14 protein-coding genes and 1 tRNA gene are annotated in these 15,801 nt (G+C 71.5%); 5 read left to right on the forward strand and 10 right to left on the reverse strand.

What is annotated here, in order from left to right:
- The first annotated feature begins 215 nt into the window (after positions 1-215).
- Positions 216-1,004: a response regulator transcription factor gene (locus MHW47_RS20380; RefSeq protein ID WP_239225207.1), complete on the forward strand. Its 789-nt coding sequence runs from the start codon at positions 216-218 to the stop codon at positions 1,002-1,004.
- Here the strand turns inward: MHW47_RS20380 and MHW47_RS20385 are convergent.
- Entirely contained in the window at positions 966-1,460 is a 495-nt protein-coding gene (locus MHW47_RS20385) for a MarR family winged helix-turn-helix transcriptional regulator (RefSeq protein ID WP_239225208.1), read from the reverse strand. The genes MHW47_RS20380 and MHW47_RS20385 overlap by 39 nt on opposite strands.
- An 88-nt stretch (positions 1,461-1,548) precedes the next feature.
- On the opposite strand from MHW47_RS20385, the gene MHW47_RS20390 reads away from it, so the two are divergent.
- Both MHW47_RS20390 and MHW47_RS20395 read left to right on the forward strand, forming a co-directional pair.
- A complete protein-coding gene (locus MHW47_RS20390; RefSeq protein ID WP_239225209.1) occupies positions 1,549-2,349 on the forward strand; it encodes a trans-aconitate 2-methyltransferase in 801 nt (266 codons plus the stop codon).
- A complete protein-coding gene (locus MHW47_RS20395; RefSeq protein ID WP_239225210.1) occupies positions 2,346-2,711 on the forward strand; it encodes a VOC family protein in 366 nt (121 codons plus the stop codon). The genes MHW47_RS20390 and MHW47_RS20395 overlap by 4 nt, the downstream gene beginning before the upstream one ends.
- A gap of 75 nt (positions 2,712-2,786) precedes the next feature.
- Here MHW47_RS20395 and MHW47_RS20400 read toward each other — a convergent pair whose 3' ends face one another.
- The 3 genes from MHW47_RS20400 to MHW47_RS20410 all read right to left on the reverse strand — a co-directional run bounded on the left by MHW47_RS20400 (position 2,787) and on the right by MHW47_RS20410 (position 6,447).
- Positions 2,787-4,466: a VCBS repeat-containing protein gene (locus tag MHW47_RS20400; protein WP_275449429.1), complete on the reverse strand. Its 1,680-nt coding sequence runs from the start codon at positions 4,464-4,466 to the stop codon at positions 2,787-2,789.
- A 314-nt stretch (positions 4,467-4,780) separates the two neighbouring features.
- Complete coding sequence (locus MHW47_RS20405; RefSeq protein ID WP_239225211.1) at positions 4,781-5,467, reverse strand: TetR/AcrR family transcriptional regulator; 687 nt, start codon at positions 5,465-5,467, stop codon at positions 4,781-4,783.
- A complete protein-coding gene (locus tag MHW47_RS20410) occupies positions 5,464-6,447 on the reverse strand; it encodes a fatty acid desaturase (protein WP_239225212.1) in 984 nt (327 codons plus the stop codon). Before MHW47_RS20410 ends, MHW47_RS20405 begins: the two co-directional genes overlap by 4 nt.
- 336 nt (positions 6,448-6,783) lie before the next feature.
- On the opposite strand from MHW47_RS20410, the gene ppc reads away from it, so the two are divergent.
- A complete protein-coding gene (ppc, locus tag MHW47_RS20415; protein WP_239225213.1) occupies positions 6,784-9,513 on the forward strand; it encodes a phosphoenolpyruvate carboxylase in 2,730 nt (909 codons plus the stop codon).
- A gap of 73 nt (positions 9,514-9,586) precedes the next feature.
- On the opposite strand, the gene pth is transcribed toward ppc, so the two are convergent.
- From pth to MHW47_RS20440, 5 genes are all read right to left on the reverse strand, one after another.
- Entirely contained in the window at positions 9,587-10,180 is a 594-nt protein-coding gene (pth, locus tag MHW47_RS20420) for an aminoacyl-tRNA hydrolase (protein ID WP_239225214.1), read from the reverse strand.
- Positions 10,181-10,307: 127 nt separating this feature from the next.
- Complete coding sequence (locus tag MHW47_RS20425; RefSeq protein WP_239225215.1) at positions 10,308-10,889, reverse strand: 50S ribosomal protein L25/general stress protein Ctc; 582 nt, start codon at positions 10,887-10,889, stop codon at positions 10,308-10,310.
- A 194-nt stretch (positions 10,890-11,083) separates the two neighbouring features.
- Positions 11,084-12,058: a ribose-phosphate diphosphokinase gene (locus tag MHW47_RS20430; RefSeq protein WP_239225217.1), complete on the reverse strand. Its 975-nt coding sequence runs from the start codon at positions 12,056-12,058 to the stop codon at positions 11,084-11,086.
- Between the two features lie 120 nt (positions 12,059-12,178).
- Positions 12,179-13,627, reverse strand: coding sequence for a bifunctional UDP-N-acetylglucosamine diphosphorylase/glucosamine-1-phosphate N-acetyltransferase GlmU (gene glmU, locus MHW47_RS20435; RefSeq protein ID WP_239225218.1), 1,449 nt, complete (start codon positions 13,625-13,627; stop codon positions 12,179-12,181).
- A 109-nt stretch (positions 13,628-13,736) separates the two neighbouring features.
- Positions 13,737-13,808 (reverse strand) — tRNA-Gln (locus tag MHW47_RS20440).
- Between the two features lie 169 nt (positions 13,809-13,977).
- On the opposite strand from MHW47_RS20440, the gene MHW47_RS20445 reads away from it, so the two are divergent.
- The gene (locus MHW47_RS20445; protein ID WP_239225220.1) at positions 13,978-15,354 is read left to right on the forward strand and encodes a sensor histidine kinase; all 1,377 of its coding nucleotides are present in this window, start codon (positions 13,978-13,980) and stop codon (positions 15,352-15,354) included.
- Positions 15,355-15,385: 31 nt separating this feature from the next.
- On the opposite strand, the gene MHW47_RS20450 is transcribed toward MHW47_RS20445, so the two are convergent.
- Positions 15,386-15,801: SUKH-3 domain-containing protein (locus tag MHW47_RS20450; protein ID WP_239225221.1), on the reverse strand; the 416-nt coding region annotated here is incomplete at its 5' end.

The following is a 15,801-nucleotide window of genomic DNA, read 5'->3' on the forward strand; positions in this document are numbered from 1 at the left end:
CGTGCCCGGGACGCGCCCCGTGCCCCACGTCGGGGGTGCTCCTCGCGCCAACTTCCGGCAATCGCCCTTCCGCCGGGCCCCTCGCCCGTACGCTGAGGCACAGCGCGCCGGCGGGGGGCCTGTGCGTGCGAGGGGTACCGAGACGGCCTGGGCGCGGCGCCCGCGGGTCCGGCCCCGCCGGGGGACGCGCGCTCGGGCGCCCCGTCACACACAGCATGGGGGTGCCTGTGGCCCGTATCCGGGTTCTCGTGGTGGACGACCACCGGATCTTCGCCGAATCGCTCGCCGCCGCGCTCGCGGCCGAGCCGGACGTGGAGGTCGCGGCGGCGGGCAGCGGTCCGGCGGCGCTGCGCTGTCTGGAGCGGGGGGCGGCGGAGGGCCGGGAGTACGACGTCCTGCTGGTGGACGCGGAGCTGGGCGGCCACCTCGCCGAGCGGGGCACGGCCCCGGCCCCGGTGGACGGGATCGCGCTGGTGGGCGCCGTCCGGGCGGCCCGCCCCTCGGTGCGTACGGTGGTGCTCGCCGAGAAGGACGAGCCGGGCCGGGCCGCGCGCGCCCTCCAGGCGGGGGCCTGCGGCTGGGTCGCCAAGGACAGCTCGCTGCAGCGGCTGCTGGCGGTGATCAGGGGCGTGCTGCGGGACGAGACCCATCTGCCGGCCGCCCTGCTGACGGGGGTGCTGCGGGAGCTGCTGGCCGAGCGCAAGCACCGCACCGAGAGCGAGAAGCTGGTGGCGTCGCTGACCCCGCGCGAGCGCGAGGTGCTGCGGTGCATGGTGGCGGGGCTGGGCCGCAAGGCGGTCGCGGAGCGGCTGTTCCTCTCCCCGCACACCGTGCGCACGCACATGCAGAACGTGCTGGGCAAACTGGGCGTCCACTCCACCCTGGCCGCGGTGGCGCTGGCGCGCCGGGCGGGGGTCGGCCCGGCCGACCTGGCGGAGAAGGAGCCGCGGGACGGGGCGGCGGCCTCAGGGAATGTTGTCGAACGGGGCGGTCAGCCGGCGTAGCAGCCCGGCCAGTTCGGTGCGCTGCTGGGCGGACAGCTCGCCGAGGATGGCGCGCTCCTGGGCCAGCAGCCCGGCGAGCGACTGGTCGGCCTTGTCGCGCCCCTCGGCGGTGAGCCGGACCAGGACCCCGCGCCGGTCGCTGGGGTCGGGGAGCCGCTCGACGAGGTTCTTCTTGGTCAGCCGGTCGATGCGGTTGGTCATCGTGCCCGAGGTGACGAGGGTCTGGGTGAGCAGCTGCCCGGGGGAGAGCTGGTACGGGGCGCCGGCCCGGCGCAGCGACGTGAGGACGTCGAACTCCCACGGTTCCAGTTCGTGCTCGGCGAAGGCGATGCGGCGGGCCCGGTCGAGGTGGCGGGCCAGGCGCGAGACGCGGCTGAGGACCTCGAGCGGTTCCACGTCGAGGTCGGGGCGCTCTCGGCGCCATGCAGCGACCAGTCGGTCGACCTCGTCCTCCATGTGGATCAGTGTAGAGGGTCTGTCGATATGAAGTCTCTTGAATTCGAGTGTCTTGACATCAAGATACCTCCGGGTCGACCCTGGAACCATGACCGCACCGCTCTGGGACGCCCAGCAGTACCTGCGCCACGCCGACCACCGCACCCGCCCCTTCCACGACCTCCTGGCCCGCGTCCCCGACCCGCCCGGCGCCCCCGCACCCCGCATCGCGGACCTCGGCTGCGGCCCGGGCAACGCCACCGCCCTGCTCGCCGAGCGCTGGCCCGCCGCCCGGATCACCGGCTACGACAACTCACCGCAGATGCTGGAACGGGCCCGCGCCCACACCACGGACCTGCTGGACTTCGCCGAGGCCGACGCCGCCACCTGGACGCCCCGCGAGCCGCACGGCCTGATCATCTCCAACGCCCTGCTCCAATGGGTTCCCGGCCACGCCGACCGCTTCCCGGACTGGCTGGACGCCCTGCTCCCCGGCGGCACCCTCGCCCTCCAGGTCCCCGGCAACTTCGACCAGCCCTCGCACGCCCTCATGCGCGAACTCGCCGAGTCCCCGCGCTGGCGCGGGCGCCTGGGCGGCCTGCTGCGCCACGCGGACGCCGTGCTCAGCCCCGCCGGATACCTGGACGCGCTGACGGGCCCCGGCATCACCGCCGACGTCTGGGAGACCACCTACCTCCACCTGCTGCCCGGCGAGGACCCCGTCCTGGACTGGGTCGAGGGCACCGGCCTGCGCCCCGTCCTCACCGCGCTCGCCGACGACGAGGAGGCCCGCAGCGCCTTCCGCACCGCCTACCGCGACCGGCTCCGGACGGCCTACCCCACCGGCCCGCACGGCACGGTCTTCCCGTTCCGCCGCGTCTTCGCGGTCGCCCGCAAGGAGAACCGATGATCACCGCGCTCGACCACGTACAGCTCGCCGCCCCCGAGGGCAGCGAGGAGGCGCTGCGCGCCTACTACACCGATGTCCTCGGCATGACGGAGATCCGCAAGCCGCCCGTGCTCGCCGCCCGGGGCGGCTGCTGGTTCGCCACCGGGACCGTGCAGCTGCACCTGGGGGTCGAGACGGACTTCCGGCCCGCCCGCAAGGCCCACCCGGGGCTGCGGGTCACCGGCATCGAGGCGTACGCCGCCCGGCTCGCCGCACGCGGCGCCGAGGTGGTCTGGGACGGGAACCTGCCGGGGCACCGCCGCTTCTACAGCCATGACCCGGTGGGCAACCGGCTGGAGTTCCTGGAACCGGTCACCGGCTGAGACACGGAGGCGCCCCGCCCCCCGCGGATGCGGGGAGCGGGGCGCCTCGGGATGCTGCCGGTCCGGCGGGAGGGCCTAGTACAGGCCGTTGTAGATGTCCCAGCCGTAGCCGATCTTGACGCGCTTGCCCAGCTTGCCGGTGCCGGTGGACGAGTAGCGGTACACGTCGCCCTTGCCGTCGATGCCGACCAGGTCCGCGTGGCCGTCGCCGTCCATGTCGCCCGGCGCGGCGAACTGCTTGTACGTGTTGTAGCCGTAGCCGAGCTTCACGCGGGCCTTGAGCGGCTTCGCGGCGTCGCCCGTGCCCTTGTACAGGTACAGGTTGCCCTTGGTGTCGCGGGCCACGACGTCCGCGAGGCCGTCGCCGTTGAGGTCACCGGCGCCGACGATCTTGTTGTACGTGTTGTAGCCGTAGCCGACCTTGACCTTGGTCGCGAACTTCGTGCCGGCCCCGTTGCCCTTGTACAGGAACAGGTTGCCCTTGGTGTCGCGGGCCAGCAGGTCGCCCTTGCCGTCGCCGGTCAGGTCGCCCGGACCGGTCAGGCTGTTGTAGACCTGCCAGCCGGTGCCGATGTAGTCGCCGTTGACGTAGAGCGTGCCCTTGTAGTTCTGGACCAGGTCGCCCCAGCCGTCGTTGTCGAGCGACGACGCCATCGACAGGCTCACGCTGTTCCAGCCGCTGTCCGAGCCGTCGCCCTGGCGCGGGAAGAACTTCCCGTTGTTGCGGGCCTGGTACCAGTACAGGCTGCCGCCCTTGGAACGGCCCAGGACCTCGTGCTTGCCGAAGTCCGGGTTGCCGCCCGCGCCGACGAACAGCGCCGCCGCGTTCCAGCCGGTGCCGCCCTCGACGCGCGGCTCGAAGGTGCCGTCGCCCTTCGAGTAGTACGTGTACAGGGTGCCGTTGACCTTGCGGGCGATGATGTCGCCCAGGCCGTCGCCGTCCACGTCGTCGAAGCTGACCAGCTGGTTGTAGATGTCCCAGCCGTAGCCGACCTTGACGCGCGCCTTGAACGGCTTCGACGCGTCGCCCGTACCCGCGTAGAAGTACAGGTCGCCGGCCGGCGTGCGGGCGATGACGTCGCCCAGGCCGTCGCCGTTGACGTCGTTGGCGCCGACGATCTGGTCGTACGTGTTCCAGCCGTAGCCGACCTTGACACCGGCCTTGAAGGGCGCGCTGTTCACGTTGCCGGTGGAGATGTACACGTAGATGTCGCCGGACGGCGTGCGCGCGAGCAGGTCGCCGCGGCCGTCGCCGTTCAGGTCGCCGGGCGAGACGACCTTGTTGTACTTCTGCCAGCCGTTGCCCGACCAGGTGACGTAGCCGGTGCTGTCCGCGCCCCAGCTCTGGTACAGCGAGAGCTTGCCGTACGCCGACAGCGTCAGCACCTCGGCCATCCCGCCGCCGTCCAGGTCACCCGGCGTGATGATGTCCTTGGGCGTCTCGAACTGGTCGTCGCTGTAGATCGTGTACGGGTGCGAGCCCGAGGAGTCCGTGATGGCGTACAGGTTGCCGTCCAGACCCCGGTACAGCATGTCGCTGTAGCCGTCGCCGTCCAGGTCGGCACGCGGGTTCGCGGGAACGACCGCGGACGGGGACTGCGCCGACGGCGCGCCGGAGGCGTCCGACTTCTTCTTCGCCGGGCGCTTCGGCAGGGTGAGCGTCGGCTGCGAGCCGAGCTCCGGGGTGTTCTGCGCGAGGGCGCCGCCCGGGGCGGTCGCCGAGTCATCGGCCGAGGCCGGGGCCGCCAGCAGCATGCCGGCGGAGAGAACGAGTGCGGTGCAGGCCGCGATCCGCCGCGCACGCTTCGAGCGCGTAACAGAGCGGCCGGGTTCCACAGAAGTCAAAGCCCCCCCAGGGGTAAGTGGTGGAACCGGGAGAAAAGGCGATCACACGGTGCATGACGGGGCACCGTTCACAGGTGCATTACATGCAGGTGACGCATTCCCGGAATGGTCACAGACTCTACAACTGTGACCACCGGTGCAGTAGTGGTTTAGCGCTGGATCAAGGTTGCGGCTTGGAAACAGCCGCGGCGCCCCCGGAACCGCGCCCGGTCCCGGACGGCCCGTCAGCTCTTGCGGTGCCCTATCAGCCGCGGCTTGGACTCCAGGTTCTCCAGACCGTGCCAGGCCAGATTCACCAGGTGGGCCGCGACCTCCGCCTTCTTCGGCCTGCGCGCGTTCACCCACCACTGACCCGTCAGCGCCACCATGCCCACCAGCGCCTGCGCGTACAGCGGGGCCAGCTTCGGATCGAAACCCCTGGCCTTGAACTCCAGCCCGAGGATGTCCTCCACCTGGGTGGCGATGTCACTGATCAGGGAGGCGAAGGTGCCCGTGGACTGGGCCACCGGCGAATCCCGCACCAGGATGCGGAAGCCGTCGGTGTACGTCTCGATGTAGTCCAGCAGGGCGAACGCCGCCTGCTCCAGGAGCTCCCGCGGATGGCCCGCGGTCAGCGCACCGGTCACCATGTCCAGGAGCTTGCGCATCTCCCGGTCCACCACGACCGCGTACAGCCCCTCCTTGCCGCCGAAGTGCTCGTAGACGACCGGCTTCGACACCCCCGCGCGGGCCGCGATCTCCTCGACCGACGTGCCCTCGAAGCCCTTGTCCGCGAACAGGGTGCGACCGATGTCCAGCAACTGCTCGCGGCGTTCCTTCCCGGTCATCCGCACCCGGCGGGCCCGCCGGGACGAAGGTGCACGGGTGTTCTCGCTGCCTGCGCTGGAGTCGGTCGCCACGTCGTCCATCATGCCGGGTCGGCCGCCGCGGGGTTGCGCCGGGACTCGATCCGCGCGGAGTCCGGCCAGCGCACGTCGTACGCCCAGCCGGCCTGTTCGAACCAGCGGATGAGACGCGCGCTCGAATCGATCTGACCCCGCATCACGCCGTGCCGTGCACTCGTCGGGTCCGCGTGGTGCAGGTTGTGCCAGGACTCGCCGCAGGACAGGACCGCCAGCCACCACACGTTGCCGGACCGGTCACGGGACTTGAAGGGGCGCTTGCCGACCGCGTGGCAGATGGAGTTGATCGACCACGTCACGTGGTGCAGCAGGGCCACCCGTACCAGCGAGCCCCAGAAGAACGCCGTCGCCGCGCCCCACCACGACATGGTGACCAGTCCGCCGACCAGCGGGGGAATCGCCAGCGAGATGATCGTGAACGTCATGAAGTGACGGGAGATACGGCGGAGCGCCGGGTCCTTGATGAGGTCCGGGGCGTACTTCTGCTGCGGGGTCTGCTCCTCGTCGAACATCCATGCGATGTGGGCCCACCACAGGCCCTTCATCAGCGCCGGCAGCGTCTCGCCGAACCGCCACGGCGAGTGCGGATCGCCGTCCGCGTCCGAGAACCGGTGGTGCTTGCGGTGATCGGCCACCCAGCGCACGAGCGGGCCCTCGACCGCCAGCGAACCCGCCACCGCCAGAGCGATCCGGAGCGGGCGCTTCGCCTTGAACGAACCGTGCGTGAAGTAGCGGTGGAAGCCGATCGTGATGCCGTGGCAGCCGATGAAGTACATCGCCACCAGCAGGCCCAGATCGAGCCAGCTCACACCGCGGCCCCAGGCCAGCGGCACCGCCGCGACCAGCGCCACGAACGGGACGACGATGAACATCAGGAGCGCGATCTGCTCGATCGACCGCTTGTTGTCCCCGCCGAGCGTGGCGGAGGGAGGAACCGGATCACCGGCCGCCGGAGCGGCGGCCTCGATCACATCGGGGCTGGTCTTCATGGGGAGTCCCCTGAGAGTGAGAACGAGACGGACAACCGGGGTTACGCATCCGTAACCTACGGCTTCGTAAGTATGTCAGCGCGCAGGCCCGCCCACGAGAGGACGAAACACCGCGCACAGACGCTCGAATACCGGGTAGACACACACCGCGTACCCCGGCCGGACCCGCCGTGAACGAGGCGGGCCCTCCGGGGCGCGAACAGCGCCGAAAGCACGGACACCTATCCTGGAGAGGTCGGACAGCGCGGTCCGCACCCTGCTTTCCGGGGTGGCGTCGGCATCCGCCGACCGCGGTCCCCGGACCCCGTGCACAACCACTGCAAGGAGCCGCACACTGTGAGCAGTGCCGACCAGACCCCCGCCGCGAGCCCCGAGCTGCGCGCCGACATCCGCCGCCTGGGCGATCTGCTGGGCGAAACCCTGGTACGCCAGGAAGGGCAGGAACTCCTCGACCTCGTCGAACGCGTCCGCGCCCTGACCCGCACCGACGGCGAGGCCGCCGCCCAGCTCCTCGGGGACACGGACCTGGAAACCGCGGCCAAGCTCGTCCGCGCCTTCTCCACCTACTTCCACCTCGCCAACGTCACCGAGCAGGTCCACCGCGCCCACGAGATGCGCGACCGCCGCGGCGCCGAGGGCGGCCTCCTCGCCCGCACCGCCGACCGCCTCAAGGACGCCGACCCCGAGCACCTGCGCGCCACCGTCAAGAACCTCAACGTGCGCCCCGTCTTCACCGCGCACCCCACCGAGGCCGCCCGGCGCTCCGTCCTCAACAAGCTCCGCCGCGTCGCCGCCCTCCTGGACACCCCGGTCATCGAGGCCGACCGCCGCCGCCAGGACCTGCGCCTCGCCGAGAACATCGACCTCATCTGGCAGACCGACGAACTGCGCGTCGTCCGCCCGGAGCCCACCGACGAGGCCCGCAACGCCATCTACTACCTGGACGAACTGCACGCCGACGCCGTCGGCGACGTCCTGGAGGACCTGGCCGCCGAACTGGAACGCGTCGGCGTCGAGCTGCCCGCCGGCACCCGCCCCCTCACCTTCGGCACCTGGATCGGCGGCGACCGCGACGGCAACCCCAACGTCACGCCCGAGGTCACCTGGGACGTGCTGATCCTCCAGCACGAGCACGGCATCACCGACGCCCTCGAACTCATCGACCAGCTGCGCGGCCTGCTCTCCAACTCCATCCGCTACACCGGTGCCACCGAGGAACTGCTGGCCTCCCTGCGCACCGACCTCGAACTCCTCCCCGAGATCAGCCCCCGCTACAAGCGGCTGAACGCCGAGGAGCCCTACCGCCTCAAGGCCACCTGCATCCGCCAGAAGCTCGTCAACACCCGCGAGCGCCTCGCCTCCGGCCGCCCCCACCGCCCCGGCTGCGACTACCTCGGCACCGCCGAGCTGGTCAAGGACCTGACCCTCATCCAGGACTCCCTGAGCCGCCACAAGGCCGGCATCGTCGCCGACGGACGCATGGCCCGCACCATCCGCACGCTCTCCGCGTTCGGCCTCCAGCTCGCCACGATGGACGTCCGCGAACACGCCGACGCCCACCACCACGCCCTCGGCCAGCTCTTCGACCGCCTCGGCGAGGAATCCTGGCGCTACGCGGACATGCCCCGCGACTACCGGCAGAAGCTCCTCGCCAAGGAACTCCGCTCCCGCCGCCCCCTCGCCCCCACCCCGGCCCCGCTCGACGCCGCCGGCGAGAAGACCCTCGGCGTCTTCCACACCATCAAGGAAGCCTTCGAGCGCTTCGGCCCCGAGGTCATCGAGTCCTACATCATCTCGATGTGCCAGGGCGCCGACGACGTCTTCGCCGCCGCCGTCCTCGCCCGCGAGGCCGGCCTCATCGACCTGCACGCCGGCTGGGCCAGAATCGGCATCGTCCCGCTCCTGGAGACCACCGACGAACTGCGCGCCGCGGACCTCATCCTCGACGAGATGCTCGCCGACCCCTCCTACCGCCGCCTCGTCTCCCTGCGCGGCGACGTCCAGGAGGTCATGCTCGGCTACTCCGACTCCTCCAAGTTCGGCGGCATCACCACCTCCCAGTGGGAGATCCACCGCGCCCAGCGCCGCCTGCGCGACGTCGCCCACCGCTACGGCGTCCGGCTCCGCCTCTTCCACGGCCGCGGCGGCACCGTCGGCCGCGGCGGCGGCCCCTCGCACGACGCGATCCTCGCCCAGCCCTGGGGCACCCTGGAAGGCGAGATCAAGGTCACCGAGCAGGGCGAGGTCATCTCCGACAAGTACCTCATCCCGGCCCTCGCCCGCGAGAACCTCGAACTGACCGTCGCGGCCACCCTGCAGGCGTCCGCCCTGCACACCGCCCCCCGCCAGTCCGACGAGGCCCTCGCCCGCTGGGACGCGGCCATGGACACCGTCTCCGACGCCGCCCACGCCGCCTACCGCAAGCTCGTCGAGGACCCGGACCTGCCCGCCTACTTCCTCGCCTCGACCCCGGTCGAGCAGCTGGGCAACCTGCATCTCGGCTCGCGCCCCTCGCGCCGCCCCGGCTCCGGCGTCTCCCTCGACGGACTCCGCGCCATCCCGTGGGTCTTCGGCTGGACCCAGTCCCGCCAGATCGTCCCCGGCTGGTTCGGCGTCGGCTCCGGCCTCAAGGCCCTGCGCGAAGCCGGACTCGACACGGTCCTGGAAGAGATGCACGACCAGTGGCACTTCTTCCGCAACTTCATCTCCAACGTCGAGATGACCCTCGCCAAGACGGACCTGCGCATCGCCCGCCACTACGTGGACACCCTCGTCCCCGACGAACTGAAGCACGTCTTCGACGTCATCGAGGCCGAGCACGCCCTCACGGTCCAGGAGGTGCTGCGCGTCACCGGCGGCGAGAAGCTCCTCGACACCCACCCGGTGCTCCAGCAGACCTTCGCCATCCGCGACGCCTACCTGGACCCGATCTCCTACCTCCAGGTCTCCCTGCTCGCCCGCCAGCGCCAGGCCGAGGAACGCGGCGAGGAGGAGGACCCGCTGCTCGCCCGCGCGCTCCTGCTCACCGTCAACGGCGTCGCCGCGGGCCTGCGCAACACCGGCTGAGCCGGCCCCGCACAGACGGACGGGGCGCGGGGGAATCCCCCCGCGCCCCGTCCCGTTCCACCGGCCCGGCCCCTCAGGAGTTGTACGCGGACTGCGCGCGCTCCAGGCCCTCCGCCAGCAGGCACTCCACGGCGTCCGCCGCCCGGTCCACCTCCAGCGCCAGCTCCTTGCGCTCGGTGGAGGAGAAGTCCTTCAGCACGAAGTCCGCCACCTGCATCCGCCCCGGCGGCCGGCCGATCCCGAACCGCACCCGGTGGTAGTCCGGGCCCATCGCCTTCGTCATCGACTTCAGCCCGTTGTGCCCGTTGTCGCCGCCGCCCAGCTTCAGCCGCAGCGTCCCGTAGTCGATGTCCAGCTCGTCGTGGACCGCCACCACATGGTCCAGCGGCACCTTGTAGAAGTCCCGCAGCGCCGCGACCGGACCGCCGGACAGGTTCATGTACGACATCGGCTTGGCGACCACCACCCGCCGGCTCAGCGGCCCGGGCGGACCGATCCGCCCCTCCAGCACCTGCGCCTGCGCCTTCGGGGCGCGCTTGAACTTCCCGCCGATCCGCTCGGCGAGCAGGTCCGCGACCATGAAGCCGACGTTGTGCCGGTTCGCCGCGTACTCGGGGCCGGGGTTGCCCAGCCCCACGATCAGCCAGGGGTCGGTGGCTTCGGACATCGCCTGCGGTCTCCTCGTTCGTACACGTGGGCCCCCCGGGACGGCGGGCGCGGACAGGAAAACGGGGCGGCGGCTCCCCGGTGAAGGGAGACCACCGCCCCGTCAGTCAAGCAGGTGCGGCGAGGGCTCAGGCCTCCTCGCCGGCCTCCTCGGCCGGGGCCTCCTCGACCTGCGCGGCGACGACCTGGAGCACGATGGCCTCCGGGTCGGCCTCGGCCAGCACCGAGCCGGCCGGCAGCGGGATGTCCTTGGCGAGGATGGACGCACCGGCGTCCAGGCCCTTCACGGAGACCGTGACGGACTCGGGGATGTTGGTGGCCTCGGCCTCGACGAGCAGCGTGTTCATCACGTACTCGAGCAGGTTGCCGCCCGGCGCCAGGTCGCCCTCGACGTGCACCGCGACCTCGACGTTGACCTTCTCGCCGCGCTTCACGGTGAGCAGGTCGACGTGCTCGATGTCGCCCTTGAGCGGGTTGCGCTGGACGGCCTTGGGGATGACCAGGGTGCTCTTGCCGTCCAGCTCCAGGCCGATCAGCACGTTGGCGGTGCGGAGCGCGAGAAGCATCTCGTGGCCCGGCAGGGTGATGTGGACCGGCTCGGCACCGTGGCCGTAGACGACCGCGGGGACCTGGTGGGCACGGCGCGCGCGGCGGGCGGCACCCTTGCCGAACTCGGTGCGGATCTGGGCACTCATCTTGATCTCGGCCATGGCGGCACTCCTCGTGAGGTGACGGAAGAACGTACGGTCACCCGGCCACAACTGGCCTGCTACGAAGAGCGCGCCGATAACGGAGCCCCGTACACACAGGTACGGCCTCCCTCGCCGAGCAACTCCACGAGTCTACCCGGCGGGAAGGCCGCATCCCAAAGTGGATCAACGGCGGCGACGGACGCCGCCCGGTCCTACTGCTCCTCGAACAGGCTGGTGACCGAGCCGTCCTCGAAGACCTCGCGCACCGCGCGGGCGATCGTCGGGGCGATCGACAGGACCTTGATCTTGTCGAGCTCCAGCTCGTTCGGCGTCGGCAGGGTGTCCGTGAACACGAACTCGCTGACCTTGCTGTTCTTGAGACGGTCCGCCGCGGGGCCCGAGAGGACGCCGTGCGTCGCCGTCACTATCACGTCCTCGGCGCCGTGCGCGAACAGCGCGTCGGCGGCCGCGCAGATCGTGCCGCCGGTGTCGATCATGTCGTCGACCAGGACGCAGACCCGGCCCTTCACGTTGCCGACGACCTCGTGGACGGTCACCTGGTTGGCGACGTCCTTGTCACGGCGCTTGTGCACGATCGCCAGCGGGGCGTCGAGCCGGTCGCACCAGCGGTCGGCGACGCGTACGCGGCCGGCGTCCGGGGAGACGATCGTCAGCTTCGTGCGGTCCACCTTGGCGCCCACGTAGTCCGCCAGGATCGGCAGCGCGAACAGGTGGTCCACCGGGCCGTCGAAGAAGCCCTGGATCTGGTCGGTGTGCAGATCGACGGTGAGGATGCGGTCCGCACCCGCCGTCTTCATCAGGTCCGCGATCAGACGGGCCGAGATCGGCTCGCGACCGCGGTGCTTCTTGTCCTGGCGGGCGTAGCCGTAGAACGGCACGATCACCGTGATCGAGCGGGCCGACGCGCGCTTCAGCGCGTCGATCATGATGAGCTGCTCCATGATCCACTTGTTGATCGGAGCCGTGTGGCTCTGGATCAGGAAGCAGTCCGCGCCGCGCGCCGACTCCTGGAAGCGGACGTAGATCTCACCGTTGGCGAAATCGAAGGCCTTCGTCGGCACGAGGCCGACACCCAGCTGGTGTGCGACCTCCTCGGCCAGCTCGGGGTGGGCGCGGCCGGAGAAGAGCATCAGTTTCTTCTCGCCGGTCGTCTTGATCCCGGTCACAGCACAGTCTCCTCAGACGTGTTCCTGGCGCCGCACACAGATGTCCCGAAGTGCAACGAGCCAGCCGAAATGGGGTGAGCATCTATCACGGTACGCCGTGCGCGGCGCACCTGTTTCCGGTCAGCTTTCGCCGGCCGGCCTCTCCGCCGCCGCCTGAGCCGCCTGCGCGGCGGCGCTTCCCGGACGCTTGCGCGCCACCCAACCCTCGATATTCCTTTGCTGGCCCCGGGCCACGGCCAGCGAACCGGACGGCACGTCCTTCGTGATGACCGACCCGGCGGCGGTGTAGACGCCGTCTCCGACCGTGACAGGCGCCACAAACATATTGTCCGACCCGGTGCGGCAGTGCGACCCGATCGTCGTGTGGTGCTTGGCCACGCCGTCGTAGTTCACGAAGACGCTCGCGGCGCCGATGTTGGTGTGGTCGCCGATGGTGGCGTCGCCCACGTACGACAGGTGGGGGACCTTGGTGCCCTCGCCGATCGTCGCGTTCTTCATCTCGACGTAGGTGCCGGCCTTGGCCTTCGGGCCGAGCTTCGTGCCGGGCCGCAGATAGGCGTACGGGCCCACCAGGGCGCCCGGGCCGACCTCGGCGCCGTCCGCCACGGTGTTGTCCACCCGCGCGCCCGCGTGCACGACGGTGTCCGTCAGCCGCGAGTTCGGGCCGACCTCGGCGTCCTCGCCGAGGTGGGTGGTGCCCAGCAGCTGGGTGCCCGGGTGCACGATCGCGTCGCGCTCGTACGTCACGGTGACGTCGATCAGCGTGGACGCCGGGTCCACGACGGTCACCCCGGCCGCCATCGCGCGCTCCAGCAGCCGCTGGTTCAGCAGCCGGCGGGCCTCCGCCAGCTGCACCCGGTTGTTGATGCCCAGGATCTCGCGGTGGTCGTCCGCCACCGAGGCGCCCACCCGGTGCCCGGCCTCGCGCAGGATGGACAGCACGTCGGTGAGGTACTCCTCGCCCTGGCTGTTGTCCGTGCGCAGCTGGCCCAGCGCCTCGGCGAGCAGCTTCCCGTCGAACGCGAACACCCCGGAGTTGATCTCCCGGATGGCCCGCTGCTCGTCGCTCGCGTCCTTGTGCTCCACGATCGCGGTGACCGCGCCGCTGGCCGCGTCGCGCACGATGCGCCCGTAGCCGGTGGAGTCGGGGACCTCGGCGCTGAGCACGGTGACCGCGTTGCCGTCGGCGGTGTGCGTCGCGGCGAGCGCCGCCAGCGTCCCGCCGGACAGCAGCGGGGTGTCCCCGCACACCACGACCACGGTGCCCTCGACGGACCCGCCCAGCTCGCCGAGCGCGACCCGGACGGCGTTCCCGGTGCCCTTCTGCTCGGCCTGGTAGGCGGTGCGCACCTGGGCGTCGGCCTCGGTGAGGTGGGCGGTGACCTGCTCGTGCGCGTGGCCCACGACCACGACGAGGTGCTGGGGGTCCAGCTCGCGGGAGGCGGCGACGACATGACCGACGAGCGAGCGCCCGGAGATCTGGTGCAGGACCTTGGGAGTCTTCGACTTCATGCGGGTGCCCTCACCCGCTGCGAGGACGACGACGGCTGCCGGGCGTACGGAGCTCACGGATATGCCCTTCGGCTTCGGGTGGTGGACATCCGCAGGATACCGGGGGGCCCGTCCCCGGACATGGGCGCGGGCCCCGACCGCAGTGGTCGGGGCCCGCACAGGAAAGCTCCCCCGCCAGGACTCGAACCCGGACAGATGGCACCAAAAGCCACAGTGCTGCCAATTACACCACGGGGGACTGAATCGGTTCATACCGGACATTGCTCCGGTCTGCCCGATCGGCACCCAACACTATGCCGTACCAAGCCCCTTGTACGCGACGAGGATGCGGATCGCCGGGACCGGCGGCGGGACGTGCTGGACGGGTACTCCGAAAATGGGATGCGGGCGCCCGTAGGCTGGATGCCATGACCGCAACGGGGGCAGACCGGGAAGCGGCGGGTTTGACCACCCGTGGCTACTGGTGGTGGGAACGGCGACGGAGCGTCGCGCTCGACGGGGGACTGGCGCTGGTGTCGGCGCTGGAGTGCGGGCTCGAAGGGGTGGCCTTCGCCGGGGACGCGGGGCTGCCCGTGGCCCTCGGGGTGGTGTTCGGGCTGCTCGCCGGGTCCGTGCTGCTGGTGCGGCGGCGGTGGCCGATCGCGGTGGTGCTGGTCGCGATCGCGACGACCCCCGCCGAGATGGGCTTCCTGATGGGCCTGGTCGGCCTCTACACACTGGCCGCGTCCGAGGTGCCCCGGCGGATCACCGCCGTGCTGATGAGCATGTCCCTGGTGGGGACGTTCATCGTGACGTACGTACGGCTGCGCCAGGGCGTCGACGAGAACGCCGACTTCGGGCCGGGCGACTGGTACGTCCCCATGCTGTCACTGTTCATGGCCGTCGGGCTGACCGCCCCGCCCGTGCTGTTCGGCCTGTACATAGGGGCCAGGCGCCGGCTGATGGAGAGCCTGCGGGAGCGGGCCGACTCGCTGGAGCGGGAGCTGTCGCTGCTCGCGGACCGGGCCGAGGAGCGCGCGGAGTGGGCCCGCACCGAGGAACGCACCCGGATCGCCCGCGAGATGCACGACGTGGTGGCCCACCGGGTGAGCCTGATGGTGGTGCACGCGGCGGCGCTCCAGGCGGTGGCCCCCAAGGACCCCGCGAAGGCCGTGCGCAACGCGGCGCTGGTCGGCGACATGGGCCGCCAGGCGCTCACCGAGCTGCGCGAGATGCTGGGCGTGCTGCGCACCGGCGATCCGATGATGACCCGGGTGGACAAGGTGCCGCTGGCCGCGGTGGGCCGGGCGGCGCAGGCGGCGGCCGAGGACGGGCCGCGGCTCGACGAGGTGGAGGCCCTGGTCGGGCAGTCGCGGGCCGCCGGGATGACCGTGGAGCTGTCGGTGGAGGGCGACGCGCGGGCGTACGCCCCCGAGGTGGAGCAGACGGCGTACCGCGTGGTGCAGGAGGCCCTCACCAACGTCCACAAGCACGCGGCGGGCGCGCGGACGTGGGTGCGGCTGGCGCACCGGGGCGCCGAGGTCGCGATGCAGGTGGAGAACGGCCCGTCCGACGCGGCCACGGCGGACGCCGGGCTGCCCAGCGGGGGCAACGGCCTGGTCGGGATGCGTGAACGCGTGCTGGGCCTGGGCGGCGTCTTCGTCTCGGGCCCCACGGACAAGGGCGGCTTCCGCGTCTCGGCGGTCCTCCCCGACCAGGAGGACCGAGAAGACCACGAGGGCCGCGAGGGTCAGGAGGCCCGGGGCAACCGCGAGGGTCAGGAGAAGGACGGAGCCTCCGCCTAGCCCCGCCCCCGTCCCCGCTCCGGCCGCCGTCCTAGCCGGAGACCAGCCGCTCCGGCTGCAGGCCCGTGACGAGGGTCGCGAGCGCGGTGTCGATGTCCCGGCCCAGATACCAGTCGCCGGTGTGGTCGATGGAGTACACGCGCCCGGTCAGGTCGATCGCCAGGACCGCCTGGCCCTCTCCCTCCTCGCCGAGCGGTGCCACCTCGGTGTCCAGGGCGCGGCCGAGGTCGCCGAGGGTGCGGGCCAGGTGGAGCCCGCTCAGCGGGTCGATGCGGACGACCGGCGGCGCGATCTGGCGGCCGGGCGCGGTGGCGGTGACGCGCAGCCCGCCGAACTCGGCCCACGCCTCGACGGCGGCCGGGAAGACGGCGTGCTGGTGGCCGGCGGGCGAGGCGTACGAGCGCAGCGCGTCGGCCCACTCCTCGGCCTGGCGGATGTCCCAGCGGC

Origin of the sequence: Streptomyces sp. OfavH-34-F, from assembly GCF_022347745.1 — a bacterium.
Classification (GTDB): Bacteria; Actinomycetota; Actinomycetes; order Streptomycetales; family Streptomycetaceae; genus Streptomyces.